The 25,691-nt window shown below is 64.6% G+C and carries 19 protein-coding genes; 8 read left to right on the top strand and 11 right to left on the bottom strand.

Annotated elements, in window-relative coordinates:
• Window positions 1-229: 229 nt before the first annotated feature.
• From P8H27_RS16875 to glaH, 6 genes are all read right to left on the bottom strand, one after another.
• A complete protein-coding gene (locus P8H27_RS16875) occupies window positions 230-1,408 on the bottom strand; it encodes a porin (RefSeq protein WP_289638796.1) in 1,179 nt (392 codons plus the stop codon).
• A 103-nt stretch (window positions 1,409-1,511) separates the two neighbouring features.
• Complete coding sequence (locus tag P8H27_RS16880; RefSeq protein ID WP_289638797.1) at window positions 1,512-2,873, bottom strand: cytosine permease; 1,362 nt, start codon at window positions 2,871-2,873, stop codon at window positions 1,512-1,514.
• Window positions 2,874-3,144: 271 nt separating this feature from the next.
• Window positions 3,145-4,593: an NADP-dependent succinate-semialdehyde dehydrogenase gene (gabD, locus tag P8H27_RS16885; protein ID WP_289638798.1), complete on the bottom strand. Its 1,449-nt coding sequence runs from the start codon at window positions 4,591-4,593 to the stop codon at window positions 3,145-3,147.
• A 76-nt stretch (window positions 4,594-4,669) separates the two neighbouring features.
• Entirely contained in the window at window positions 4,670-6,037 is a 1,368-nt protein-coding gene (locus P8H27_RS16890; protein ID WP_289638799.1) for an aspartate aminotransferase family protein, read from the bottom strand.
• A 169-nt stretch (window positions 6,038-6,206) separates the two neighbouring features.
• Window positions 6,207-7,448, bottom strand: coding sequence for an L-2-hydroxyglutarate oxidase (gene lhgO / locus P8H27_RS16895; RefSeq protein WP_289638800.1), 1,242 nt, complete (start codon window positions 7,446-7,448; stop codon window positions 6,207-6,209).
• A 92-nt stretch (window positions 7,449-7,540) separates the two neighbouring features.
• Window positions 7,541-8,518, bottom strand: a complete 978-nt coding sequence (gene glaH, locus P8H27_RS16900) for a glutarate dioxygenase GlaH (protein WP_289638801.1) — start codon at window positions 8,516-8,518, stop codon at window positions 7,541-7,543.
• Window positions 8,519-8,687: 169 nt separating this feature from the next.
• On the opposite strand from glaH, the gene csiR reads away from it, so the two are divergent.
• From csiR to nahK, 5 genes are all read left to right on the top strand, one after another.
• On the top strand, window positions 8,688-9,404 hold the full coding sequence (gene csiR, locus P8H27_RS16905; protein WP_289638802.1) for a DNA-binding transcriptional regulator CsiR: 717 nt from the start codon (window positions 8,688-8,690) through the stop codon (window positions 9,402-9,404).
• A 230-nt stretch (window positions 9,405-9,634) separates the two neighbouring features.
• The gene (gene pqqF / locus P8H27_RS16910; protein ID WP_289638803.1) at window positions 9,635-12,181 is read left to right on the top strand and encodes a pyrroloquinoline quinone biosynthesis protein PqqF; all 2,547 of its coding nucleotides are present in this window, start codon (window positions 9,635-9,637) and stop codon (window positions 12,179-12,181) included.
• A 276-nt stretch (window positions 12,182-12,457) separates the two neighbouring features.
• Window positions 12,458-13,645 (top strand): porin, encoded by a 1,188-nt coding sequence (locus P8H27_RS16915; RefSeq protein ID WP_289638804.1) that lies wholly within the window; start codon window positions 12,458-12,460, stop codon window positions 13,643-13,645.
• 478 nt (window positions 13,646-14,123) lie between these two features.
• Window positions 14,124-15,272, top strand: a complete 1,149-nt coding sequence (nosP, locus tag P8H27_RS16920) for a nitric oxide-sensing protein NosP (RefSeq protein WP_289638805.1) — start codon at window positions 14,124-14,126, stop codon at window positions 15,270-15,272.
• Window positions 15,217-17,856: a hybrid sensor histidine kinase/response regulator NahK/ErcS' gene (gene nahK, locus P8H27_RS16925; protein ID WP_289638806.1), complete on the top strand. Its 2,640-nt coding sequence runs from the start codon at window positions 15,217-15,219 to the stop codon at window positions 17,854-17,856. The genes nosP and nahK overlap by 56 nt, the downstream gene beginning before the upstream one ends.
• 124 nt (window positions 17,857-17,980) lie before the next feature.
• On the opposite strand, the gene P8H27_RS16930 is transcribed toward nahK, so the two are convergent.
• From P8H27_RS16930 to P8H27_RS16950, 5 genes are all read right to left on the bottom strand, one after another.
• Window positions 17,981-18,646 (bottom strand): response regulator transcription factor, encoded by a 666-nt coding sequence (locus P8H27_RS16930; RefSeq protein WP_289638807.1) that lies wholly within the window; start codon window positions 18,644-18,646, stop codon window positions 17,981-17,983.
• A 585-nt stretch (window positions 18,647-19,231) separates the two neighbouring features.
• Window positions 19,232-20,023 carry an ABC transporter permease gene (locus P8H27_RS16935; RefSeq protein WP_289638808.1) on the bottom strand — a complete coding sequence of 264 codons (792 nt, stop codon included), beginning with the start codon at window positions 20,021-20,023 and terminating at the stop codon, window positions 19,232-19,234.
• A 193-nt stretch (window positions 20,024-20,216) separates the two neighbouring features.
• Entirely contained in the window at window positions 20,217-20,945 is a 729-nt protein-coding gene (locus tag P8H27_RS16940) for an ABC transporter ATP-binding protein (RefSeq protein ID WP_289638809.1), read from the bottom strand.
• Entirely contained in the window at window positions 20,942-21,907 is a 966-nt protein-coding gene (locus P8H27_RS16945) for a YVTN family beta-propeller repeat protein (protein WP_289638810.1), read from the bottom strand. Before P8H27_RS16945 ends, P8H27_RS16940 begins: the two co-directional genes overlap by 4 nt.
• Before the next feature lie 20 nt (window positions 21,908-21,927).
• Window positions 21,928-23,055, bottom strand: a complete 1,128-nt coding sequence (locus P8H27_RS16950) for an ABC transporter substrate-binding protein (RefSeq protein WP_289638851.1) — start codon at window positions 23,053-23,055, stop codon at window positions 21,928-21,930.
• 218 nt (window positions 23,056-23,273) lie between these two features.
• Here P8H27_RS16950 and P8H27_RS16955 point away from each other — a divergent pair, with 218 nt between their 5' ends.
• The 3 genes from P8H27_RS16955 to P8H27_RS16965 are packed head-to-tail and all read left to right on the top strand — an operon-like array spanning window position 23,274 to window position 25,627.
• Complete coding sequence (locus P8H27_RS16955) at window positions 23,274-23,711, top strand: copper-binding protein (RefSeq protein WP_289638852.1); 438 nt, start codon at window positions 23,274-23,276, stop codon at window positions 23,709-23,711.
• Between the two features lie 3 nt (window positions 23,712-23,714).
• Entirely contained in the window at window positions 23,715-24,980 is a 1,266-nt protein-coding gene (locus P8H27_RS16960; RefSeq protein ID WP_289638811.1) for a histidine kinase, read from the top strand.
• Complete coding sequence (locus tag P8H27_RS16965; protein ID WP_289638812.1) at window positions 24,977-25,627, top strand: response regulator transcription factor; 651 nt, start codon at window positions 24,977-24,979, stop codon at window positions 25,625-25,627. The genes P8H27_RS16960 and P8H27_RS16965 overlap by 4 nt, the downstream gene beginning before the upstream one ends.
• The last annotated feature ends 64 nt before the right edge of the window (window positions 25,628-25,691 follow it).

The following is a 25,691-nucleotide window of genomic DNA, read 5'->3' on the forward strand; positions in this document are numbered from 1 at the left end:
TTTATCCGGGGGGCCGTGACGGATGTCTTGCCCACGTCACTCAAATTACGCGCGGATATGGCGGCTGGCTTGTCGCCGGGTGCACCGTTTATTGGCCTGGAGTGCACTGGTGCAGCAAGCCTGGCGGGCTGGATCCTGAGACCAGGCGTCAGCTCGGGAAACATAAAAAAGGCCAGCGCTAGGCTGGCCAAAACAGGAGCGTGAAGGGCAGTGTTGCCGGCTTATCGGCTCAAAAGTAGTAACCGATATTGGCGTACAGCTGGTTCTCCCAGCGCTCGCTGCCGCCGGCGCCGAGGCTCTGGGTGTAGCTACCGCCGCCGATGTAGGGGTCGTGCTTGCCGTGCAGCCATTCGACGGCGATCCACAGGTCTTTCAGTGAGAACGAGGTGCCGAGGATGAAACGCTGGGAGTCCTCGAAGCTGGACTCGTCCTTGTCGAACAGGCTGTAGTTGCCATAGACCTTGACCCCGGAGAACCAGCCGAAGCTGCCGGCGATGGCGTAGCTGAGGTCGGCGACATACAGATCGCCCTTGGCCGCGACGTTGAAGGTGCCGTCGAAGCTGCCGAAGCTGACCAGCTCGTCGCTGCCTGGGTTCTGCGGGCTCATGTCCTGGCGGGCGGCTTGCAGTTGCACGCCCCAGGGGCCGTTCTTGCCCAGGTAGTGCACGGCCAGGGCGTTGCGGCGGCCGCTGTCGCGGCTGTCCTGGTTCTGCAGCGTCGAGGTCAGTGCCGAGGCGCCGATCTCCGACTGCCAGGCGCCGAGCTCGAGGTTGCGCGCCAGGCGCCCGACCACTATGTCGCGCTCGTGGTTGTCGCTGCCATCGACTACGTAGTCGTCGGCGGTGGCGACGCTGGTGGCATAGGTTCGCCCGCCGCGGCTGGTGCCCTCGCCCTGATCGGCGGGGCGCAGGTAGTAGCCGAGCTGGAGGTTCCAGTCGCCCTGCTGCTGGAGGTATTTGACTCCCAGGTTGGCAATGTCTTCCAGGCCTATGACGCTGCCCAGGGTCTCGAAGAAGGTACTGCCGGCATAAGGCAGCAGGCCGAAGGGGATCTTGTTCAGGCCCAGCTGAACCTGACGGGATTCGTCGAACTTGTAGCCGATCCAGGCATATTCGGCGAAGGAGATGTCGCCGATCTTGTCGGTGTAATCAAATGGGTAGGCCTTGCCGTAGAAACGGTATTTGGCCGCGCCTATCCAGCTGTCGGAGTTGTAGCTGGCGGTGAGGAAGGCGGTATCGAAGCCGAGCTTCTCGATGTCGCGGTCGGGGTCGTAGTCGATGCGCGCGCGCACCGCACCGCCGAGGTCGAGGTGGTCGTTGATCGCGACCGCGCCGGCGGGTAGCGCGAGCGATGCCAGCAACGGCAGTAATGTCAGTGTGGGTAGTGAGTGCAGGTTGATCAGGCTCATGGATTGGCTCTTTTGCATTATTAGTCTTGTTTTCAGTAGCGCAGCACCAAGCCGCGGCAGTGCCGTGGCTTGTGCTGGATCGAGTGGGTAGCTGCAGATGGTTTCAGGTGCAGCTGGCGCGGACAAACCAGCTGCGTTTGGCGCTGCCCAGCAGCAGCCAGTAGCTGGCGAACGCGCTGACAAAGGTCAGCGGTGCCGAGAAGGTCGCCAGCGTTGCGCCGCCGAAGTTCAGCAGCACTATCCCCAGGCCTGCGGCGAAGAACCAGGCGGTCAAGCCGCACGGGTTGAAGGCGTTGACTCGCTCGAGGGCGAACTCGACCTTGCCCTCGAACAACTGCGAGTACTTCGGCGAAAAAATATGCGCCAAAGCGATTGCCACCCAAGCCACCACGAAGATGCTCTGGTAGGCCAGGGCTTGCAGGATGTAGCTGAACACGTTGAGCCGCATCAGGGCGTACACCAGCATGCCGACCACCACGGCCCAGACCATGTAAGGCACGCCGGCCAGGCCAAAGCGGCCGAAGAAGGCGTGCATATTGCTGGCCGCCATGAAGAAGTTGGCGGTGTTGATGCGGGTCTGGCTGACCCAGACGAACAGCAGTCCCCAGATGCCCATCAGCTCGACGATGGCGAGCACCACCGAGACTTCCGATAGACCGCCCTGGGTGGGGATGGTCGCGGCGAGAAAGATGCCGACCAGGCCGTTGATCAGGAAGGTGAAGATGTAGAACGGCAGGCCGAAGTTGAAGCTGGCGTGGTAGCCGGCGTCTTCCTGGCGGCCGAAGCGGGCGTAGTCCCAGGTGTACATCATGAGAATCCAGACGCCCATGAAGTAGCTGAAACAGTCCCACCAGCCATTGCTCGCCGGCCCGCTCTCGGGCCCCATTTCCAGCCAGGCGGAGCTGTAGCCGTATTCGCCGACCGCCATCGCCACCACGGCGATCAGGCCGAGCAGGTAGAGCGGCAGCAGCACGCCGTTGAACTTGTCCAGCCAGTTTTGCACGCTGCCGAATACCAGCGGCACGCTGTACAGCACCACTAGCAGATATGCCTGATTGAGTGTCAGGCCGGATACATAGTTGTGGATGGCGATGGCGATCACCGAGCCTTCGAACACGCTGTAGTAGATCGCGGTGGCGAAGAAGATCAGGGTGGCCAGCGCCGCGCCGGTGCGGCCGAACAGCACGCGGGAGAACAGCGCGACCGACAGCCCGGTCTTGATCGCATAGCGGGCGATGACGCCGTTGATGGCCGCATAGGTGACGACGGACAGCAGCAGGCCGATGATGGCATTCAGCGTGCCGAAACTCATTGCCAGGGTGGCGGACACCACCAGCCAGAACATGGCGCTGCAGATGGCCCACCAGGCCATGGTCAGCGAACCTCTGCCCATGCGTTGATTGTCGGGAACCGCCACGAGGGCGCAGTCGGTGCTGGCGCCGTGCTTCTTGATTTTTCCGGCCATGACTCTTCTCTTGTTGTTGTACGAGGGGGTGGAGTCATGATGGTAGGGAGGCGGGCGGATAAAGAATTGCTGCTGACGGCCCTGTCTTTTGTCATCCAGTGAACTGGCTGTGGCGCCGCGAGTCACGCCTCCGGCAGGCGCGTAACCCGGATGCAATCCGGGAGCGATTGGTCGGACGCCAGATTTCCCCGGATTGCATCCGGCTACAAAAAAATGCTGCTCACCTGGTCAAGTGAGCAGCATCGCGGGTGAAGCCGTGGCCAAGCTCAGCTCAGATACCCAGGCACAGGTACTTCAGCTCCAGGTAGTCCTCGATGCCGTACTTGGAGCCCTCGCGGCCCAGGCCGGAGGCCTTGACCCCGCCGAACGGTGCCACTTCGGTGGAGATCACCCCGGTGTTGATGCCGACCATGCCGTACTCCAGGGCCTCGGCCACGCGGAACACCCGGCCGAGGTCGCGGGCGTAGAAGTAGGAGGCCAGGCCGAACTCGGTGTCGTTGGCCATGGCGATCACCTCGGCCTCGTCCGCGAAGCGGAACAGCGGCGCCAGCGGGCCGAAGGTCTCTTCCTTGGCCACGGCGGCATGCTTCGGCACGTCGACCAGGATGGTCGGCTCGAAGAAGCTGCCGCCGAGGCTGTGCGGCTTGCCGCCGGCCACCAGCCTGGCGCCTTTGCCGAGGGCGTCGGCGATGTGTTCCTGGACCTTGGCCATGGCCTTGGCGTCGATCAGCGGGCCGGTGGTGGTGCCGTCGTCCAGACCGTTACCGATCTTCAGCTTGGCCACGGCGGCTTTCAGCTTGTCGACGAAGGCGTCGTACACGCCGTTCTGGATATACAGGCGGTTGGCGCACACGCAGGTCTGGCCGTTGTTGCGGTACTTGGAGATCAGCGCGCCTTCCACGGCGGCATCCAGGTCGGCGTCGTCGAACACGATGAAGGGCGCGTTGCCGCCCAGCTCCAGGGACACCTTCTTGATGTCCTGGGCGCATTCGGCCATCAGTTGGCGACCGATCTCGGTGGAGCCGGTGAAGGTCAGCTTGCGCACGATCGGGTTGCCGGTCAACTCGCCGCCGACTTCGGAGGCCGAGCCGGTGACCACGCTGAACACGCCGGGCGGAATCCCGGCCTTTTCCGCGAGGGCGGCCAGGGCCAGGGCCGAGTAGGGGGTCTGCGACGCCGGCTTGAGCACCATGGTGCAGCCGGCGGCCAGGGCCGGGCCGGCCTTGCGGGTGATCATCGCCGAGGGGAAGTTCCACGGGGTGATCGCCGCGGTGACGCCTATCGGTTGCTTGAGCACGATGATGCGCTTGTCCGGCTGGTGGCCGGGAATGGTGTCGCCATAGACGCGTTTGGCTTCTTCGGCGAACCACTCGAGGAAGGAGGCGGCGTAGGCGATTTCGCCCTTGGCTTCGCTCAGCGGCTTGCCCTGTTCGATGGTCATCAGGCGGCCGAGGTCGTCCTGGTTTTCCATCATCAGCTCGAACCAGCGGCGCAGCTTGCTCGCCCGTTCCTTGGCGGTCAGCGCGCTCCAGGCCGGCAGGGCGCGCTCGGCGGCCTCGATGGCGCGGCGGGTTTCCGCGCGGCCCATCTTCGGCACCGAGCCGATGATCTCGCCGCTGGCCGGGTTATTCACGGCGATGGTCTGGCCGCTGTCGGCGTCGAGCCATGCCCCGTCGATATAGGCTTGCTGGCGGAACAGGTGGGCGTTTTTCAGTTGCATGGCGGGCTCCGGTAGTCGGTGGCTGCGGTTTATTGTTGTAGTCGTTTCGATGGGCAGGCCAGCGGCCTGCCCGGGTTCAGCGGATCCATTGGCTGGTGTCGTCGAGGGCCCTGGCGAAGCGCTGCAGGATCAGGCCGATCTCCGCTTCGCTGACGATCAATGGCGGGCAGAAGGCCACGGCATCGCCCATGGCGCGGGTGATCATGCCGTGCTCCTGGGCCCGGGCGGCCATGTGCCGGCCGAGGGTGCCGAGGCTCTGGTACGGCGCCTTGCTGGCGCGATCGGCGACCAGTTCGACCGCGGCGATCAGGCCACAGCCGCGGACTTCGCCGACCAGCGGGTGGTCGGCAAACTGCTGCAGGCCGGCCTGCAGAAGCTGGCCCATCTGCGCGGCGTGCTCGACCAGGCACTCTTCCTCGATGATCTTGAGGTTCTCCAGGGCCACCGCGGTGGCCACCGGATGGCCGCTGCCGGTGAAACCGTGGCCGAGGGTGCCGAGGCTCTGGCTCTGGTCGGCGATGCCTTCGAATACCTGTTCGTTGATCAGGATCGCGGCGATTGGCTGGTAAGAGGACGACAGCTGCTTGGACAGCACCATGATGTCCGGCTGGATGGCGAAGGTCTGGCTGCCGAACATCTGCCCGGTGCGGCCGAAACCGCAGATGACTTCGTCGGCGATCACCAGGATGTCGTACTTGCGGCAGACCTTCTGAATTTTTTCCCAATAGGTGCGCGGCGGCACTATCACACCGCCGGCACCCATCAGCGGTTCGCCGATGAAGGCGGCGATGGTTTCCGCGCCTTCGGCGAGAATCTTCTGCTCCAGTTCGGCGGCCAGGCGGTCGGCGAACTGCTCCTCGCTCTCGCCGGGCTGGGCGCAGCGGTAGTGGTGCGGGCAGCCGACATGCAGGAAGCCCGGCAGCGGCAGGTCGAAGCCGCGCTGGTTGCCGGGTAGGCCGGTCAGGCTGGCGCTGGCCAGGGTGATGCCGTGGTAGCCGTTGACCCGGCTGATGAACTTCTTCTTGGCCGGCAAGCCGCGAGCATTGTTCAGGTACCAGACCATCTTCACCACGGTGTCGTTGGCTTCGGAGCCGGAGTTGGTGAAGAACACCTTGCTCATCGGCACCGGCGCCATCTCGATCAGCTTCTCGGCCAGCTCGATGCTCGGCCGGTGCGACTTGTGGCTGAACAGGTGGTAGAACGGCAGGCTGCGCAGTTGCTGCTCGGCGGCGGCGATCAGGCGCTGGTTGCTGAAGCCCAGCGCCGCGCTCCACAGCCCGGACATGGCCTCGATATAACCCTTGCCCTGGTCGTCATACACGTAGATGCCTTCGCCGCGCTCGATGATCAGCGGGCCGACTTCCTGGTGCAGGCGGGCATTGGTGTAGGGGTGCAGTTGGTACTGGATGTCTTTTTCCGGCAACGAGGAAACTGGCTGGTTCATGGCACGCTCTCGAGGTGAGTGGCCAGGCGCGGCTGGCCTGGCGATCAAGTGGTTTGGTTATTCTTGTGAGTGCCCGTGGGCAGGCGCATGAGCCACAGGCTACGTGGCGGCAGGGGCGCCTGGCTTGTCGCTGGGTGCATTGCTTTTTCGCTCCTGGCGTACTGCCGATCTAGGCGTGTGCCGCCGGCTCTTGCCGGGTCTTGTTGAGGCCCGGCAGGGCCAGCAGTTGCGCATCGACCTGTTCGATGATGTAGGCGCCGATCGGCAGCGCCGAGGTCGCCGCCGGCGACGGGGCGTTGCAGACGTTGACGCTGCGCCGGGTGTTGCGGAACAGGAAGTCCTCGATCAGCTTGCCGTCCCTCGACACCGCCTGGGCGCGCACCCCGGCCGGGTAGGGCTGCAGATCCTTGACGCCGAGGCTGGGGCAGTACTTGCGCACTTGCTGCAGATAGCCGCGCTTGAACAGCGAGTTCTTCATCTCGCTCAGGCCGGGGCGCAGGTTGTCGCGCAGCACCTTGCGGATGCCCGGGTCGCCGAGCATGGCCAGGCTGTCGGCCAGGGAGAAATCGCGCTTGCGGTAGCCTTCGCGCTTGAGCGCCAGTACCGCGTTCGGGCCGACGGTGACGCTGCCGTCGATCATGCGGGTCAGGTGCACGCCGAGGAACGGCATCGACGGATCCGGGATCGGGTAGATCAGGTGGTTGACGATGCGGTTGTGCCGTTCCGGCAGGCGATAGTATTCGCCGCGGAAGGGGCAGATGCTGAAGCCCGGGTCGAGCCCGAGCAGGCGCACCATGCGGTCGGCCATCAGCCCCGAGCAGGTGATCATCAGGCGGCAGCTGAAGTCGCCGGTCGCGGTCTGCACCAACATTTCCGTGGGGCGCTCCTGCAGGCCGACGACTTCGCAGGCATAGCGGATTTCGCCGCCGCGCTGCTGGAATTCGCGGGCCATGGCGGCGGTGACTTCGGCGTAGTCGACGATGCCGCTGGAGGGCACGAATATGCCGCCGATGCCGCTGATGTTCGGTTCACGCTCGCGCAATTCGCCGGCGCTCAGCCAGTGCCGCTCCAGGCCATTGGCCGCGGTGCGTTGCCACAGCGCCTGCATGCGCTGCATTTCCAGCTCGTTGGTCGCCACCAGCAGCTTGCCGCAGCTGTCGTAGCGGATGCCCTGCCGGTCGCAGAAGGCCTTGGTCGCGCGATTGCCTTCCAGGCAGAACCTGGATTTCAGGCTGCCCGGCGTGTAATACACGCCGGCGTGGATCACGCCGCTGTTATGCCCGGTCTGGTGCATGGCCGGTGCCGTTTCCTTCTCCAGCAGCAGCATGCGGCTGTCGGGGTAGGCCTGGATCAGCTGCATGGCGGTGGACATGCCGATGATGCCGCCGCCGATGATGATGAAATCGTACATGCCGTTGCCTGCGATCTTGGGGTGGGTGTGCGAGCGCGCCGGCCTTGCGGCCGGCCGGCTCCCGACAGAACAGCGGGGTGCCGGGCACCGATTCACTGGCGCGGGTTGCGCAGCACCTTGGCGTGGGTGAAGTAGCCGCGCTGGCGCATCAATTCGCGGCGCAGGCCGGGGTGGGCGGTGAAGCGGTCGCGGCCGTGCAGCCAGAAGTGGTTGTTGATCAGCAGGAAGCTGCCCACCGGCACCGGAACCGACAGCTTGTGCTGGCTGGTTTCCAGCGATTCGCACAGATCGGTCAGCCAGTTGCCTTCCTCGAAGTTGCGCGGCTGCACGAACTGATCGATGTAGCTGATGATCGGCCGGCCCTGGTTGTCGGTGTCGAACACCGCATGGAACACGTCCTTGTCGACCTTCTTGCTCGGCGGCGCGCTCCAGCGCATGTCGCGCCGCGCCAGCGGGTGGCTGTTGAAGACCGGCAGCTGCTCCCAGTCGTCCAGGTGCAGCAGCAGGGAATTGCCGCCTTCCATGTGCTGCTCGTCGATCTTCATCATCAGCACGTAATCGGTGTCCTGCTCGACGAAGGTGCCGTCGGTGTGCAGCTCCATCACCCGGTGCGGCTGGCGCAGGTAGCTGTCGGAACGGTCGACGTTCTCCACCACGAAGCGCGCGTAGTACTGGCCGCTCATGGCGTCGTAGTTGGAACGGCCGAACAGATGGGCCACGGCGGTGGCCAGTTTCACCATGTCGTCGGCCTGTTCCACGCTATTCAGGCCGTGCGGGGTGATCAGCAAGCCACCGCTGGCGCGATCGACCAGGGTGTTGATCAACACCGGCTGCAGGGTGCCTGCGCACAGCTCGTCGAGCAGCTTGGCCGCGCGGAAACGCAGGAACGATTTGTACTCCAGGGCCTGCACCGGCCAGTCGGCCATGGCCGCGAGAAACGCCGCGACCGTGGCGTGGCTGAAGGTCAGTTGCAGCAGGCGCGGCGAGTACTGGCTCGGGCCGAGGCTGAAACCCTTGAGTTCCTGCGGCAGCGGGACAACAAGATCTTTGACGGGAACAAAACTGCTCATGACGATTCTCCTGGGCGGGGAGTGCGGCGGTGCGGACGACTTAATGTCGATCAAGGCTGAAAATATCGACATTTTTAAAATGTGTCAATAAAAGCGCGGCTTGCAGAGGCAAGCAGCTCTTGTCGGTTGATTCGGTATGATGGCGGCGTATGCCAAAGGGGCTGTTCAGATGGAAGCACCAGTTTTTCGGGAAAACTTCGCCGTGCGTGGCTATGACGTGCTCAAGCGGGACATCATTCGCGGGGTGTTCAAACCCGGCGAGAAGCTGCTGATGAGCGGTTTGAAGGAGCGCTACGGGCTGGGCGTCGGCCCCTTGCGCGAGGCCTTGTCACAGCTGGTGGCGGAGCGTCTGGTCGTGGCGATCAGCCAGCGCGGCTACCGGGTCGCGGCCATGTCGCTGGGCGAGCTGGCGGATATTTACGACGCCCGCGCCAACCTCGAGGCCATGCTCTTGACCCTGGCGATCGAGCGCGGCGACGACAGCTGGGAAGCGGAGATTCTCGCCCGCGCGCACACCCTGGCCAAGGTCGTCGAGGTGCGCAACGCCGAGGAAATGCTCAGCCTCTGGGACGCCCGGCACAAGGCCTTCCACGAGGCCATCGTGGCGGGCTGCGGTTCGCCGCACCTGCTGCAGGTGCGTGCCTACCTGTTCGATCAGGCCGAGCGCTATCGTCACCTCTGGCTGCAGCACACGGTGTTCTCCGAACAGGCGTTGCTGGCCAAGCGGGAGGAACATGCGCTGCTGGTCGAGGCGATCCTGGCGCGCGATGCCGAACGGGCCAGCCGCTTCATGCGCGAGCACCTGCTCGGCCCGGTGCCGATCATCACCGAGTTGATGAAGGTGCGCGGGCTGGCTGGTTTAGACGCCACAGCGCCGCACAGATAACGGGGCAGCGAATTTATCGGGAACGCCCGTTTGCCGAGCCGGCGCGTGGCAAACCGCAGCCCTGGCCTCCTTGAGGCCGGTGCGGTGTCTGGCGACGTGGGCAAGCGTTGAGTTTGCCAGGCCGTCAGGTTGGACTTTGTGTGGTTAGCGTTGCTGCCAAAGCACTATTGCCCTTCCGTCATCTGCTGTTCGATGCTGAAATGCCGCAATCTGCCAGAGCCGAACCCGCTATGTCTGCCGTCTGTAACACCCCGTTTGCCGGTATTGTCCAGCCCGAGTCCCGGCAGTTGGCCAATGGCTTGCAGTTGGCCACGCTCAGCCTGCCGGGCACGGCCAAGGCGGCGATCAGTGTGCGGGTTGCCGCGGGCAGCCATGACGAGCCGGATGCTTACCCCGGCATGGCGCATTTTCTCGAGCACCTGCTGTTTCTCGGCAGCAGCGGCTATGCCGTCGAGCAGAGTCTGATGGCCTTCGTGCAGGCCTGCGGCGGGCAGGTCAATGCTTCGACCCAGGCGCGCCACACCGATTATTTTTGCGAGGTGCCGGCGAATCGGCTCGCTGAGGCCTTGGCCCGCTTGCTCGACATGCTGGCCAATCCGCTGCTGGATGAGGCGGCGCAGTTGCGCGAGCGCGAGGTGGTGCATGCCGAGTTTCTCGCCCGCGGCCAGGATTGCGCCACCCTGGTCGCGGTGGCGCTCGGCCAGACGTTGCCGGCGGGGCATCGTTTTGCGGCGTTTCAGGCCGGTAACCGTGACACCCTGGCCGTCGAGCAGGCAGCGTTCCAGCAGGCGCTGCGGGCGTTTCACCGGCGTTTCTACCAGGCGGGGCAATTGTCCTTGCTGTTGCTCGGCCCGCAGTCGCCCGATGAGTTATATGAACTGGCCCGGGATTACGGCGCAGCGTTGCCGGGCCAGGCCCGGCAGCGGCAGTCGCCCCCGGCGCCGTTATTGCCGCTGAGGGCGCAGCAGTTGCGCATGACCCTGCCCGGCGGTGCGCCAGCCTTGCAGTTGGGGTTTGCCCTCGAGTGGGCGCCGCTTGGCTTGGATGAAGCGCTGGATTTTCTGCAGACCTGGCTGGGTTCTGAAGCCTCGGGGGGCTTGCTCGCCGGCTTGCGGGAGGCGGGCCTGTGCCAAGGCTTGCAGGTTCGGGTGGTGTATCGCCATGCCGAACAGGCCATGCTGCTGTTGAGCTTTGCTGGGGTTGATGAAGCATCGGCAGCCCATGCAACAGTTGTGGCCGCGGTGCTGGACTGGCTGGGGTTCTTGGCGGGTGCCGCCGGGGGCGAGGCTTTGTGCGAGCGCTATCAGGCGATTAAGGGATGTCGCCTGCACAGTTTGCCGCCGCTGGCCTTGGCCCTGCATTGGCAGGACTGCCTGGCAGCAGGCTGGAACCCGTGCGCTGGGGTGAGCGGTGCAGGGCGAACCGCTGTGGCGGCGTTGTTGCGGCAGATGCAGGATGCCCGGCGTTTGATCCGGCTGTTCGGCAGCACCCTGCCCATGCCGGCCTGGCCCGCCGCGGGCTTTGCCTTGCAGATGCGCCGCGAGCAGCCGCAGACAGCCGTGCCGCGCCGCTGGCAGTGGCAGTTGCCGCCAGCCAACCCGTTTCTCGCGGCTGTTCCTTGCACAGTGCCTGCCCTCGCTATCGCGGCTCGCGTGCGCTGGTTGCCAGCGCCAGCCGCTGCTGGGCAAGGCGTGCTCTATTGGCGCTGCCGCTTGGCCGAACAGCTTGAACCTGTCGGGTTGCTGGCGCTGCTGCGGGCGGCGTTGCGCATGATCGAGGCCAATGCGGCGGAGGTTGGGGTCGCCCTGCAATTGAGCGCCCAGGACGATGGCTGGCAATTGTCGCTGCAGGGGCCTGCCGGGTTGTTGCCCCAGGTATTGCAGTCGGCGCTGGTGGCGCTGCTCAACCCTGCGCCTGCGGCCTGGCAGCAAGGGCTGCGCGAGGCCCGTCAAGCTGCGATTCAGGTGCAAGCCGAGATGCCCTTTCGCCAGTTGCTCCGTCGCTTGCCCGAATTATTCATGCCGCCTAGGGGCGAGTGCGCAGTACTGACCCCGCAGCGCCTGCATGAGTGTTACCGGCAGGCGTGCTTCGAAGGCTTGGGCGTGGGCATAGCGGCGTCCGGGCAGGCCGGGATCGAGCGATTGTTCCGCTCGGTGGCGGCGCTGCATACGCCCGAGCCGCCGGCAGTCGGGGCTGCCGGGCGTTACTGGCAAGACGCGGCGATCGACTGCAGTGATACGGCATTGCTGCTGTTTTGCCCGTTGCCGGCCACGGATGCCGCCACCGAGGCCGCTTGGCGACTGCTCGCGCAACTCTGCCAGGGGGCTTTCTTCCAGCGTCTGCGCAGCGAGCTGCAACTGGGCTATGCGGTGTTGTGCGGATTCCGCCAGGTGCAGGCGCAGCGCGGCATTCTGTTCGTCGTGCAATCCCCGCAGGCATCGGCGGATGAAATCCTCGGACATATCGAGGCGTTTCTGCGGGTGCAAGGCGAGCGCCTGGCGGCACTGGATGATCGGATCCTGGCGCAGAGTGCCGTCGAACTACGCCGCCAGGCGCTGGCCCGGACGAGCAGCCCGCAGGAGCTTGCCGAGCAGCACTGGCAGGCGCACCTGGCCGGTTTGCCAGAGTCGCATGAGAGGGCCGTGGTAGAGGCCTTGGCGGCGCTCAAGCGTGCGCAGTTGTTGGGCGCGCACCGGCAACTTCGCCAGGCTCAAGGCAGTTGGCGAGTCCTGGCCAATGCCGCCAAACCGGCAGCGGGCTGGTCGGCGCTGGGCTGATCGGCGGCGCTACTGCCTCCTTTTCCTCCTTAATCTTCTCCGCCTCAGGCTTGCCGTCGCTCGCACGTCAGGCTGTGTGCGCCTCGCAATAAAGGCCTACGACCTTTGGCTTGCTCCCTGGGGCGGTCAAGTCTTACGTCTTATCGGGCGCACCGCTGAGCCCGGCCAAAGCAGTAGCCAACCAGCGCCATAGCAGCGTATGGCTGGTGGCGCTGCTTTTCGATAATCGCCTCCGAACCGACTGACAGACGGTCGTCCCTTCACGCGGAGAGCGTTATGCACAACAACAACAAAATCGCCACCACCCGATTCCTGCCTCTGGCTCTGACTGCCGCCGTCGCGCTGGCCACCGCCCAACAAGCGGCTGCGGAAATCGTCCTGTATGACAAGGACGACACCACCTTCTCCACCGACGGCTATATCAACGCCTTTTACGTCAACAGCGATGTGGATCGCGAGGGCGAGCTCAACGACCGGCGCCAGGCGCGGGTGAAGATGGGCTTTCTGCCCAACTGGATCGGCTTCAACTTCGGCAAGCAGATCGACGGCCTTAAGGTCGGCGGCCGCTCATCCTTCTGGGTGACGATCAACGACAGCGAGACCAACGGCACCGCCACCGCCATCGACGTGCGCCAGTTTTACGGCACCGTGGCCAGCCCGGAGTGGGGCGAGGTGTTGGTGGGTAAGGACTTCGGCCTGTTCTCCCGTTCCAACATCTTCCTCGACGAACTGCTGGCCGGTTACGGCAACGTCAGCGACACCCTCGGCCTGGTCGACGGCACCGGTGTGTCCTTCGGCAACATCGGCAGCGGCTACCCGTACCCATTCCCGACCTCGCAGATCACCTACCGCAACAACAACCTGGCCGAGGGCCTGCGTTTCGCGGTCGGCATCATGGATCCGGTGGACACCAACGACGACAGCGCGGTCGGCCGCGCCTACCAGGAAGAACCGCGCTTCGAGTCGGAGATCAGTTACCAGTTCGACCTCGGCGGTGCGACCATCTACTCCTGGCTCAACGGTGCCCACCAGACCTCGCAGAATACCGACAACAGTGTCGACGACGTGACTTCCCAGGGCGTCGGCTACGGCGTGCAGGCCAAGATGGCCGGCTTCTCGGTCACCGCTTCCGGCTTCCAGGCCGAGGGCATCAACCCGTTCTTCACCAACAACGCCGGCGAGCCGACCCTGCGCGAGATCGACAGCGAGGGCTACCTGCTGCAAGGCTCCTACACCTTCGGTAAAAACCGCGTGGCGCTGTCCTACGGCAAGACCGAGGACGACGGTAACGGCCTGGGCACTGCCGCCGACTACGAGACCCGCGGCGTCGCCTACTTCCGCACCATCAACGACAACCTCAAGCTGGTCGCCGAGTACAACCAGTATCAGATCGACGCGGCTGCAGGCAGCGGCCTCAACGAGGACACCGACACCTTCGCCGTCGGTGCCGTACTGAACTGGTAAGACCTGGGGACGAGCCGGGCAGGGGAGACCCTGCCCGGCTTTTTTGTGGAGGTGTGCGTGCTCATCTACAGCCTGGAACTGTTGCTGATCCTGCTGATCGTGACCGCGTTGTTCTTGGTGCTGCCGGTCATTCTAAGGCGTTGTATCTAGAGCGCGGACCGAGCATCGTTCGCGGGCATGAGGCGTCCTCCGTCCGTAGGAGCGGGCCATGCCCGCGATGGACTATCTGTCGGACGATTTTTCCGGACACCGCTTGCAGCGGTTCGCGGGCATGGCCCGCTCCTACGAAGGCAGCGAACGTGGGCGACGTGATCGTCACGCCTGCGATGACTTGACTGTCGAACGACTTCCCTGCACCCGTGCGCCGGGATGGCCCGCTACTTAGGGAGTAGTCCGGCGCTACTCAAGTGGCATGGGGCGCGCCCGGCGGGCTTCGTAGAATGGCCCAAGACATATGGGCTTATTTGCAAGGCAGGCTATGCAACAGGAAATGACTGACGGCGTTGTTACCGCCATGTCCTGCGCCATCGATGTCGAACTGGTGGCGCAGGAGCTGGCGCGGCAACTGATCCACCCGCACCTGGGTTTCGTGCTGTTCTTCTGTTCCGCCGAATACGACTTGCAGGGGTTGGGCGAGGCGTTGGGGCAGCATTTCGGCGGCATCAACCTGGTCGGTTGCACCACGGCCGGCGAGATCACCCCGCTGGGCTATGGTCGCGGTTGCGTCAGCGCGGTGGGTTTCGATCACCGCAGCTTCTCCATCGCCAGCGGCCTGATCGACGAGATGGAGCGCTTCAGCCTGATCGACGCGCAACAGTTGGTCGAACGCCTGGTCAAGGACTGCCGCACCAACGAGCTGGCCTCGATCAAGGGCCACAGCTTCGCCCTGACCCTGCTCGACGGGCTGTCCAGCCGCGAAGAGGTGGTGCTCGGCGCACTCAGCGCGGCCTTGGGCAGCATCCCGCATTTCGGCGGCTCGGCCGGCGACGACAACCACCTGACCCATACCCACGTCTACTACGGCGGCCAGTTCCACACCGGCGCGGCGGTGGTGGTGCTGTTCAATACCTGGCTGGACTTCGAGGTGTTCAGCACCCACCACATCCAGCCGTGCAGCGACAAGCTGGTGGTCACCCGCGCCGACAGCGCCAGCCGCCGGGTTTATGAGCTCAACGCCGCGCCGGCTGCGCTGGAATATGCCGAATTGATCGGCGTGCCGCTGGAGGCGCTGGATCATCGGGTGTTCGCCGCCAATCCGCTGGCCGTGCGCATCAGCGAACAGTACTACGTGCGCTCGATCCAGCGGGTCAACGAAGACCTCAGCCTGAGTTTCTACTGCGCCGTGGAAAACGGCATCGTGCTGACCGCCATGCAACCCGGGCCATTGCTGCCCAACCTAGAAGGGGTGTTCGCAGGGCTGCGCGAGCGCCTCGGTTCCTTGTTGTTAACCATTGGTTGCGACTGTTTTCTGCGCCGTCTGGAAATCGAGAACGAGGACGGTGTCGAGTCGGTCTCGGCCTTTCTGCGCAGCCAGCCAGTGATAGGTTTCAATACCTACGGGGAGCAGTTCAATGGTATGCACATCAACCAGACCTTCACCGGAGTCGCCATTGGCCGCCCCGGTTGAGGCGGATGTCGCCGAGCTGCAGGCCCGCTGTCAAGCGCTGGAAAGGGAAAACCACAAGCTCAAGCGGATCAACGGCGCGCTGATCGAGCGGGTCGAGTCGGTGCACTCGCGCGGCGACGATGCCTACGCGGCCTTCCAGCACTCGGTGGTGCTCGCCGAACAGGTGCGCGAGCGCACCGATGCGCTGAACCAGGCGATGGCCGAGCTGAAATCCAGCAACCAGTTACTCAGCGATGCGCGCCTGCGTGCGGAAACCGCTCATCAGCACCTGATCGACGCCATCGAGAGTATCTCCGACGGGTTTGTGCTGTTCGACAGCGAGCAACGCATCGTGCTGTTCAACAGCCGCTTCAAGTCGTTCTGGGCGCACAGCCGCGCGCGCATCAACGCCGGCACCCGGCTGGCGGAAATCAAGCGCCTGAGCAAGAGCACCGGCCTGGTGATCGAGGAGCAGCGCGGTAACCGCGACGAGCACATGCTCTACCGCCTGCGCGACGGGCGTTGGGTACAGGTCAGCGAGCGGCCGACCCGCGAAGGCGGGTTGGTGATCCTCTACACCGACATCACCGAGGTCAAACTCAACGAAACCCTGCGCCGCGAACAGGCCCTGGCGCAGAAGTCACGGCTGCTGCAGCGCGCCGTCGACAACCTCTCGCAAGGCATGGCCATGGTCAATGCCGAGGGCCAGTTGGAACTGTGGAACCACCGTTTTCTCGATCTCTGCGGTCTGGCACCGATCAACGCCCACCGGCCCTTTGCCGAGGTGATGGCCGACAGCGAACTGGCCCTGCTCACCCCCGCTAGCCGCGACGCCAATGGCAAGCCCATCACGGAGCTGGAACTGCATCTGTTCGACGGGCGCATGCTCGAGGTTCGCACCCATCCACTGCCCACCGGCGGCTTCGTCAACACCTTCACCGACATCACCGAGCGCTACCTGCAGGCCAAGGCGCTGAGCGAGAGCGAGCGCTGGATTCGCCTGATTACCGACCATGTGCCGGCGCTGATCGCCTACCTGAATGCCGACCTGGTCTACGAATTCACCAACAAGGTGTATGAGGAATGGTATTGCTGGCCGCGTGGCGCCATGCTCGGCCAGAGCCTGCGGGCGGTGCACAGCGAAGAACATTGCCGGCGCCTGGAGCCCTATATCGAGCGGGCGCTGTCCGGCGAGAGCGTGACCTTCGAGGTGGCCGAAACCAATCACAGCGGCCAGGAGCGCTACATGCTGCGCTCCTATGTGCCCAATCGCCAGGCCAGCGGCGAAGTGGTCGGCATCTTCGTGCTGATCCGCGACATCACCGAGCGCCGACGCACCGCCGAGGCGCTGCACCAGGCCTACCAGCATCTGGAGCAGCGGGTGCGCGAGCGCACGGCCGAGCTGACCACGCTCAACGAGCAGCTGCGCCGCGAGATTGACGAGCGCACGCAGATGGAGGCGCGCCTGCGCGAAGCCAAGGGCGAGGCCGAGCAGGCCAACCTGTCGAAGACCAAGTTTCTCGCCGCGGTCAGCCACGACCTGCTGCAACCCTTGAACGCCGCCCGCCTGTTTACCAGCGCGCTGCTGGAAAAGCGCGAGCTGGCCGATAGCGCCGCCTTGGTGCGAAACGTCAGCAACTCCCTGGAGGATGTGGAAAGCCTGCTCGGCACCCTGGTGGATATTTCCAAATTGGATGCCGGGGTGATCAAACCGGATATCGCCCCGTTCGCCGTCAGCGAACTGCTGGAAAACCTCGCCGCCGAATACCACCAGATCGCCGGCAGCGAAGGCCTGCGCCTGGACTTCATCCCCAGTTCGGCCTTGGTGCGCAGCGATATCCAGCTGCTCGCACGGATCCTGCGCAACCTGCTCAGCAACGCCATCCGCTACACCAATAACGGACGCATCCTGCTCGGTTGTCGGCGGCGTCGGCAGAGCCTGTCGATCGAGGTGTGGGACAGCGGCATCGGCATCGCCGCAGACAAACTCGGCGAGATCTTCCAGGAGTTCAAACGCGGCGACGTGACCCACCGCAAACAGGACCGCGGCCTCGGTCTGGGCCTGGCCATCGTCGACAAGATTGCGCGCATGCTTGGCCACCGCATTCGTGTGGCCTCGCAACTGGGCAAGGGCTCGATGTTCGCCATCGAAGTGCCGCTGACCACCCGCGCGCCGCGGGCGCGGGTGATCCACGACACCCCGGATCTGCTGCTCGAACGCCTCAGCGGCTCGCGCATCTGGGTGCTGGATAACGACGCGGCGATCTGCGCTGGCATGCGCACCTTGCTGGAAGCCTGGGGCTGTCAGGTGGTCACCGCGCTCTCCGAAGAAGACCTGGCGCGCCAGGTCGACAACTACCACGCCGACGCCGACCTGCTGATCGCCGACTATCACCTCGACGACGGCCATAACGGTGTCGACGCGGTGGCCCTGATCAACTCGCGGCGCAGCACGCCGCTACCGGCGTTGATGATCACCGCCAACTACAGCAACGAACTCAAGCAGCAGATGCGCGAACTCGGCCACACCCTGATGCACAAACCGGTACGGCCGATGAAGCTGAAGACGGCGATGAGCCATCTGCTGGATGCGGGAGCAAATTGAGGGTGGCCGGGCGGGCGTAGGATGGCGTTGAGCGCCGCGATAGCCATCGAACGATCTTGGGCGCTGCACCGCTATACGGCATATATCGCCGATGGAGTTGCGCGCGCCTCATCCATTCTCCGGTTCAGCGGCGCAAATAGGCGGCGAAGTCGATATCGCCGGCCGAAAGAATTGCCTGCACCCGGTTGTGCACATTGAGTTTGCGCAGGATCGCCGAGACGTGGGCTTTGACCGTGGTTTCGGCGATATCCAGGCTGTAGGCGATCTGTTTGTTCGACTCGCCCTTGGTCATCCGTTCCAGCACCAACAGTTGCTTGCGGGTCAGGGCCTGTAGCAGTTCGGCGGAGATGCTCGGGTTTTCCGGGTGGCTGCGCCGCGAGGTGTTGCCTTGGGTGCGGATGATGTCCGGCGGCAGGTAGACATTGCCGTTGAGGATCTGCTGGATGGCGTCGGTCATCTGTGCGCGCGGCGAAGATTTGGTGATGAAACCCACTGCGCCGTAGGTGATGGCCTGCAGGACGACCTGCTTGTCCTGCTCGGCGGAGACGATTACCACCGGAATCGTCGGCGCTTCGTTGCGCAGGTTGATCAAACCGTTCAGGCCGTGCATGCCGGGCATGTTCAGGTCGAGCAGAATCAGGTCGAGGTCGTCGCGTTCCAGGGTCAGCGCCAAGGCGCTGTCGAGATCCGCGGTTTCCATGATCTCGCTGCCGGGGAAGCCGTCGCTGATGACGTTATGGATGGCTTCGCGAAACAGTGGATGGTCGTCGGCAATCAGAATCTTGTACATGGCCTTTCACCTCATTGTTTTGATTATGGTGTGGCTGTAGTCGTAGGGGAATTTTACACGGTTACGCCAGGACGAACGGTTGTGTGGAATCGGGGGCGGCCTGTTAAACGCCAGTGATCCGCCTTTGTCGCCATGGCTGGCCAGTTACAGGTGGTTGCGCGGCTCAACTCGCCGTCGTCGAGATTGGCCGGTTCCGCCGCCTGTCGGGCCGCTTGGTGTGCGCTTGAGCCTCGATGAACGGGCCGTGCAGCCACCGGCGCCGGTAGGCGTCGCACAGTTGGGGCTCGGCTTGCTCGGGCAGGAGCCGTTGCACGGCCAGGGGGGCGAGGCCTGCCAACAACCGGCTTGCGATCAGTGAAAGACCCGTTGATAGGGCTAGGGAGGATTTCATCGCCTTAAGTCTCGGTTCTTTTTGTGTGCGTATTACAGGGCAATACCCCTGCTTTGGAAATTCTACATTGGAGAGCAAAAGCGCTACCAAAGTAGCAGAGAGCTGATGGCCAGCGGCCGTTTTCCCGGGCGCCGATGGCGGCTGATGGCGCCCGCGCGATGGTTTGAGAAGCGGACTCAGCCGCGAGCAGAGGCTTAGTTGGCTCGGCGCAGGGCGGCGTGTTGCGGGTTGAAGCTGAGCACCGCGAGCACGGCGAACAGCGCGGTCAGGCCCAGGCAGATCAGCAGGGCGTTGAGGCTCAGGCGCTGGTAGAGGGCGAAGCGCACCAACTCCACCGCATGGGTGAAGGGATTGAGCGCACACAGCCAGTACAGCCACTCGCTGGCCTCGCGCATCTTCCACAGCGGATAGAGCGCGGAGGAGAGGAAGAACAGCGGGAAGATGACGAAATTCATCACCCCGGCGAAGTTCTCCAACTGGCGAATGCCGTTGGATAGCAGCAGGCCCAGGGCGCTGAGCAGCAGCGCCACCAGCAGCAGCGCGGGCAGGGCGCTGAGCAGGCCCCAGAGCGGTGGTTGCACGCCGTACAGCCAGGCGATGGCGAGGAAGGCATACACCTGCAACAACGAGATCAGGGCGATCGCCAGCAGCTTGCTGGCGAGCAGGAAGGCGCGCGGCAACGGGCTGGTGAGCAGCACGCGCATGCTGCCCATCTCGCGGTCGTAGACCATCGACAGCGAGCCCTGCATGCCGTTGAACAGCAGGATCATGCAGGCCAGCCCCGGCACTATGTAGGTTTCGTAGGTGATGTAGGTGTCGTAGGGGGCGATGATGGCGATGCCCAGGGCCGCGCGAAAGCCGGCGGCGAACACCAGCAGCCACAGCAGCGGGCGCACCAGGGCGCTGAAGAAGCGCGAACGCTGCAGGACGAAACGCAGCCATTCGCGTTGCACTATGCCTTGCAGGCAGTACCAGTAGGCGTTCATGGCTGCGGCTCCTGGTATGAGCAATGAAAGAGCGACGCAGTCGAGACCGCTGCCGCGTTGCGAGGTGTCCGTAGGAGCGGGCCATGCCCGCGAATGGGTGTCGAATGCTCGAGTGGATCGCGGCCATGGGCCGCTCCTACGCGATTGCGCCATAGCCGTGGATGTGTGGCGCTGGGCATTGGCCATAAAGCGTTCATACCCGTGCCTCGCTGGCGGTCAGGCGGGCGAAGGTGGCGGCCAGGCTGGCGTCGTCGGCGCCGATCTGGCTGGCCAGGCCCTGGGCGACCAGGCGGCCGCGGTTGAGGATCAGCAGGTCGTCGCTTGCATGCACTTCATCGAGCAGGTGGGTGGTCCAGAGCACGGCCAGGTCGTCGTCGCGGCAGAGCTGGCGCACATGCTGGTTGAGCGCCAGGCGGCTGGCCGGGTCGAGGCCGGCGCTGGCCTCGTCGAGCAGCAGCAGGCGCGGCCGGTGCAGCAGGGCGCGGGCGATCTCCACCCGGCGCCGGTGGCCGCCGTTGAGGTCGCGAACCTTGTCGTGACGGCGCTCGCTGAGTTGTTGGCGCGCCAGTTCCTCGTCGATGCGCGCGCTGGCCAGCGGTTTGCTCAGGCCATGCAGGGCGGCGTGGTAACGCAGGTTCTGCTCGACGCTCAGATCCAGATCCAGGGTGCTTTGCTGGAACACCACGCCGAGTTGACGCAGGGCTTGACGCGGCTGCTGGCGCAGGCTGCGGCCCATCACCTGGATATCGCCCTGCTGCAAATCGTAGAGCCGGGTGAGCAGGGCGATCAGGGTGGATTTGCCGGCGCCGTTGGGCCCCAGCAGCGCGGCGAAACTGCCGGGCGCGACGCTGAAACCGATGCCCTGCAAGGCTTGGCGCGCACCATAGGCGAAGTTGACCGCGCTCACCTCGAGGGCGTTCATGGGGTGACCACCACGCCCCAGGGATAGCGGCCAACCTTGATCGACTTGCTCACCTTGAGGGTTTTCATGTCGATCACCGAGACGTCGCCGCTGACGCCGTTGGTGGTCAGCAGTTGGCTCTGATCCGGGGTGAAGGCCAGGTGCCAGACGCGTCGGCCGACCAGTAGGTAGTCGAGCACTGCGTAGGTCTTGGCGTCGACCACGGCCACGTGGTTGGCCGGGCCCAGGGCGACGAAGGCCAGCTTGCCGTCGGCGCTGAGCTTGACCCCGACCGGCTGCACCTTGTCCGGGTGCACGCCCTTGATCTGGAAGGTCAGCACCTTCTCGATCTGCCGGCTGGCGACGTCGATCACGCTGACCGTGCCGCCGATTTCCGCCGAAGCCCACAGGCGCTTGCCCTCCGGGTCGAACTCGACATGCCGCGGGCGTTGGTCGACCAGGGTGTTGTCCACCAGCTGCTGGGTGCTGGTGTCGATCCAGTGCAGCATGTTGGTGGTTTCGCTGGTGTTGACCGCCCACTTGCCGTCCGGGCTGACGGCCATGCCCTCGGGTTCGACGCCGACATCGATCTGTGCCAGCACCTCGTCGCTGTGGCTATCGACCACGGTGACCAGGGCATCGTCCTCGTTGGAGATATACAGCCAGCGATCGTTGGGGTGCAGGGCGAACTGCTCGGGGTCGGCACCGGAGGGCAGCTCCTTGACGATCTGGCGGGTGGCCAGATCCATCACCTGAACCCGATCCGAGTCGCTGGCGCAGATGTACAGCAGTTGGTTGTCGCTCGACAGCAGCAGGCCGCGCGGACGCTGGCCGACCGCCAGGGTGTCGGTGACTTGCAGGCTGTCCAGGTCGATCACGCTGATGCTGTCGTCCTTCTCGTTGGAGACGTAGGCGGTGGCGGCCAGGCCAGCGGTGCTGGTCAGGGCCAGGCTGATGCTCGCGGCGAGCAGGGCAATACGCATGGGCATGTTCCTCTTATTCTTTAGTTGGCGGTCAGCGTGCAGCTGACCTCGGGCTGGTCGTAGCCGAGGCTGTCCAGTTCGCTGTTGGGATGGAGGAAACCTTCCTGCGGCGAGGTGCTGACCAGGGCGCGCGGATGCACCAGGGCAATCGGTTGGCGCAACTGGCCGTTCCAGCTGCGGAAACTCAATTTGCGGCCCTTGAAGCCGTCCAGCGGCAACTGATCGCTCAGGGCCAGGTTGCGGATCGCATTGGCGTCGGCCTGGCGCAGCTTGCTCACCGCGCTGGCGATGCTGCGCACGCCGATCCAGGCGGCGAAGTCGCGGTCGTTCATCCAGCGCCCGGCGTGGGCCTCGAAACGCTTCTGCAATTGCGCGGCGCCGTAGGTTTCGATGGTCTTGTGCCAGCCGGTGGGGGTCAGGCCCTGGGTGCCGGCGACGGGGCGCGGGTACCAGGTCTGGTAGGGCAGGTACTCGCCGAAGTCGCCGCGCTCGTCGGCCACCAGCACCACGTCGTATTCCTCGGTCTGGGTGAACAGCGGCATCTCCGCCTGGGCGCTGCGGCGTTGGTCGTTGTCGAAACTCCAGGCCTTCTCCGCGACCAGGCTGTGGCCGAAGCGCTTGGCCGCACGGCGCAGGGCCGCGGCATAAGCCTGATCGTCCTCGGTCGGCCCGGTGATCAACAGCCAGCGTTGCCATTTGCGCAGGGTTAGGAACTGCGCCAGGGCATCGGCGAGCATCGCCCGGCTCGGCAGGGTGTGCAGCACATTATTCAGGCATGCGCTCTGGCGCAGGCTGTCGTCGGCGCTGCCGGCATTGATCAGCAGGCTGTCGCTCAGCGCCTGGCTGAGCTGGCGCAGGGTTGCCGTCGGCGCATTGACCACAAACAGGCGCACGCCCTGTCGATGCAGGGCGCCGGCGGCCTCGAGCAGACTCGCGCTGTCGTCATGCGCGGCGACGTCGAGGCGATAGGCGTGCTTGAGAAAGCGCCCGGTGCTGTTGCTGTCAGTGATCGCCAGCTCGGCGCCGCGCAGGCCGGCGTCTTCGGGTTCGCCAATCACATTGGACAGCAGCGGCCCGGTTGCCGGGGTGTAGGCCAGGTAGGCGATGCGCACCTGCAGTTCGGGCGGCGGGCTTGCGGCCAGGCTCATGAGCGGATAACCGAGGGTGACGGCGACGCAGAGCAAGAGATGACGACTGATCCGGCGCATGGGCAACTCCAGGGTAGGTGCTGTCAGCATAGGAACAGCGACTCGCCGGGGGAATATGCCCAAAGTACCAGGCGGGCCGTACCAAGGTAGTAAATCCGCCTGTAGCGGCGCCCACTAGGATTGGGCGCATACACCCATAACAAGAATTGGTGAGCGCCGTGCCTCTGTTCAAGACCTTGCTTTTGCCGCTGTTGCTGATCGTCAGCCTGATCGGTTTCGATCGGGTTCAGGCGGCGGGTGACCTGACCCGCCGCACCGAGGCGCTGCCCGACCTGCGCCTGGGTAACGAGGAAAGCGACTACGCCATGTCGCAGCGCGAATACCAACTGGAAACCGGCAAGGCCTACCAGTTGAAAATCATCGCCAGCGGGCAGAAGGAATACGCACTCCAGGCGCCGGAATTCGCCACCTCGATCTTCCTGCGCAAGGTCGAAGCCGGTGGCGTGGAGATCAAGGCGATCACCCTCACCGAACTCGAGTTCGAGGATGCCGGCGAGGCGGAAATCTTCTTCGTGCCGATCAAACCCGGCAAATTCCGTTTCTACGCCAAGGGCCTGGAAGGCAAGGGCATGCTCGGCTACTTCGTGGTCAAGTAAGCCATGTCGGCGCTACGCCGGATCAACCTGTTGGTGACATTGTTCTTCGTTCTGGTGACTGCGGCCGGTCTGGCGCTGCTGTTGCGCCAGGCCGGCTACGACGTACAGCGTGAAATGCAGGCCGCCGAAGCCGTGGTCGACTACCTGCACGAGGCGGCGCTGCGCGACCCCGCGAGCGTGCAACGGGGGCTGACCGACAGCTTGCGCCATGTCCGCGTGCAATGGCTTGCGCCAGGCCAGGAGGCGCTCGCTGGCGGGTACAGCGGTTGGGATGGCTGGCTGGGCATGCACTTGTTCAGTGCCCCAAAGCCGCCGCTGCTGGTGCAGCTGGACGATGGCCGGCGGCTGCGGATCGCCGTCGATCCCACGGACGAACTCGACGAAGTCTGGGATTCCCTGCTGCAACTATTGATTCTCAGCGCCCTGGCGCTGGCGTTGAGCCTGCTGACCATTCGCTGGGCGGTGCGCCGTGGCCTGAGGGTGTTGGATGAACTGCTCGGCGGCCTGCAGCGGGTGGGCCAGGGGCAGCTCGGTGCGCGCCTGCAAAGCCATGGCCTGCCCGAGGCCCGGCTACTGGCCGGACATTTCAACGCGATGGCCACCACCTTGCAGCAGGTGCAGACCGATAACGCCGAGCTGACCCAGGCTCTACTGGCACTGCAAGAGCGTGAGCGCACCCGTCTGGGGCAAACCCTGCACGACGACCTGGGGCAATACCTCAGCGGCATCCGTGCCCAGGCCTGCCTGCTGCGTGCCGTGGCCGATCGGCCTGAAGCGGTAAGGAGCACCGCGCAGTGCCTGGAAGACAACTGCCAGCAGTTGCAGGATGGTTTTCGTGCGCTGATCCGCGATCTCTATCCGGTGGTACTGGAATGTCTCGAGTTGGGCGAGGCGCTGCAGCAGTTGGTCGAGGATTGGCAAGCCACCCAGGGCGTGCGTTGTCGGCTATTGCTCGGCAATGATCTGCCGCAACTGCCATTGCCGAGCAAGGCCCATCTGTATCGCCTGGTGCAGGAAGCCCTGACCAACGTGGCGCGGCATGCCCAGGCCAGTGAGGTGCGGGTGCGTCTGCAATACCGGGGTGGCCGTTTGCGTTTGCTGGTGCGCGACAACGGTAATGGCGCACAGCTGCCGCAGCGCGCGGGCATCGGTCTGCGCTCGATCGGCGAGCGGGCGCGCTGTCTCGGCGGTATCTTGCGCCTGCACAGTCGACCCGGTGCGGGCTGGGCGCTGTGCCTGAATATGCTGCTGGAGGGACGCGAGCGATGAAAATCCTGCTGGTCGACGATCACGCGGTGGTGCGCCAGGGCTATGCCAGCCTGCTGCGTGCTCTGCTGCCGGATGTGCTGGTGCGCGAGGCGTGCGACGGCGAGCAGGCCCTGCAACGGGTGCAGGAAGAGATCCCCCATCTGGTGATCATGGACATCGGCCTGCCGGGTATCAGCGGTCTGGAAACCACCCGACGCCTGCGTCAGCGTCTGCCGCAACTGCGCGTGTTGTTTTTCAGCATGCATGACGAATTGCCGCTGGTGCGTCAGGCGCTGGACGCCGGGGCGATCGGCTATCTGACCAAGACTTCGCCGCCGGAAGTATTGGTCGAGGCCGTCAAGCGAACCCTGGCCGGGCATGCCTATATCGAGCAGCCGCTGGCCACCCACCTGGCCTGCAACCCGGTGCATCAGGGCAGCGCCGACCCACGCCTGCGCGACATGACCCATCGCGAGTTCGAGATTTTCGTGATGCTGGCCAAAGGCATGCCCATGCGCATGATTGCGGAAAAGCTGTGTATCAGCGGCAAGACGGTATCCAACTACATGACCCTGTTGAAGAACAAACTGCAGGTCGGCTCGCAAGCCGAGCTGGTGCACCTGGCCATCGATACCGGGGTGCTGCGGCTGGGGATGGAGAGCGCCTGAGTTTGCCTGGGCGGCACGGGTATTGCGGGCTTAGGGTAGGAGCGGCCGGGCGGTGTTGCGCCTC

This window comes from Pseudomonas sp. sp1636 (assembly GCF_030376615.1).
In the GTDB taxonomy this organism is placed as follows: domain Bacteria; phylum Pseudomonadota; class Gammaproteobacteria; order Pseudomonadales; family Pseudomonadaceae; genus Aquipseudomonas.

What these genes read in the sequence shown, in the direction of transcription:
- P8H27_RS16965 (WP_289638812.1), top strand. Translation starts at nt 24,977, where the DNA reads ATGAAAATCCTGCTGGTCGACGATCACGCGGTGGTGCGCCAGGGCTAT.
- P8H27_RS16940 (WP_289638809.1), bottom strand. Translation starts at nt 20,945, where the DNA reads ATGAACGCCCTCGAGGTGAGCGCGGTCAACTTCGCCTATGGTGCGCGC.
- P8H27_RS16880 (WP_289638797.1), bottom strand. Translation starts at nt 2,873, where the DNA reads ATGGCCGGAAAAATCAAGAAGCACGGCGCCAGCACCGACTGCGCCCTC.
- nosP (WP_289638805.1), top strand. Translation starts at nt 14,124, where the DNA reads ATGCAACAGGAAATGACTGACGGCGTTGTTACCGCCATGTCCTGCGCC.
- P8H27_RS16890 (WP_289638799.1), bottom strand. Translation starts at nt 6,037, where the DNA reads ATGAACCAGCCAGTTTCCTCGTTGCCGGAAAAAGACATCCAGTACCAA.
- P8H27_RS16930 (WP_289638807.1), bottom strand. Translation starts at nt 18,646, where the DNA reads ATGTACAAGATTCTGATTGCCGACGACCATCCACTGTTTCGCGAAGCC.
- csiR (WP_289638802.1), top strand. Translation starts at nt 8,688, where the DNA reads ATGGAAGCACCAGTTTTTCGGGAAAACTTCGCCGTGCGTGGCTATGAC.
- P8H27_RS16960 (WP_289638811.1), top strand. Translation starts at nt 23,715, where the DNA reads ATGTCGGCGCTACGCCGGATCAACCTGTTGGTGACATTGTTCTTCGTT.
- P8H27_RS16945 (WP_289638810.1), bottom strand. Translation starts at nt 21,907, where the DNA reads ATGCGTATTGCCCTGCTCGCCGCGAGCATCAGCCTGGCCCTGACCAGC.
- P8H27_RS16935 (WP_289638808.1), bottom strand. Translation starts at nt 20,023, where the DNA reads ATGAACGCCTACTGGTACTGCCTGCAAGGCATAGTGCAACGCGAATGG.
- P8H27_RS16875 (WP_289638796.1), bottom strand. Translation starts at nt 1,408, where the DNA reads ATGAGCCTGATCAACCTGCACTCACTACCCACACTGACATTACTGCCG.
- nahK (WP_289638806.1), top strand. Translation starts at nt 15,217, where the DNA reads ATGGTATGCACATCAACCAGACCTTCACCGGAGTCGCCATTGGCCGCC.
- P8H27_RS16915 (WP_289638804.1), top strand. Translation starts at nt 12,458, where the DNA reads ATGCACAACAACAACAAAATCGCCACCACCCGATTCCTGCCTCTGGCT.
- lhgO (WP_289638800.1), bottom strand. Translation starts at nt 7,448, where the DNA reads ATGTACGATTTCATCATCATCGGCGGCGGCATCATCGGCATGTCCACC.
- gabD (WP_289638798.1), bottom strand. Translation starts at nt 4,593, where the DNA reads ATGCAACTGAAAAACGCCCACCTGTTCCGCCAGCAAGCCTATATCGAC.
- glaH (WP_289638801.1), bottom strand. Translation starts at nt 8,518, where the DNA reads ATGAGCAGTTTTGTTCCCGTCAAAGATCTTGTTGTCCCGCTGCCGCAG.
- P8H27_RS16950 (WP_289638851.1), bottom strand. Translation starts at nt 23,055, where the DNA reads ATGAGCCTGGCCGCAAGCCCGCCGCCCGAACTGCAGGTGCGCATCGCC.
- pqqF (WP_289638803.1), top strand. Translation starts at nt 9,635, where the DNA reads ATGTCTGCCGTCTGTAACACCCCGTTTGCCGGTATTGTCCAGCCCGAG.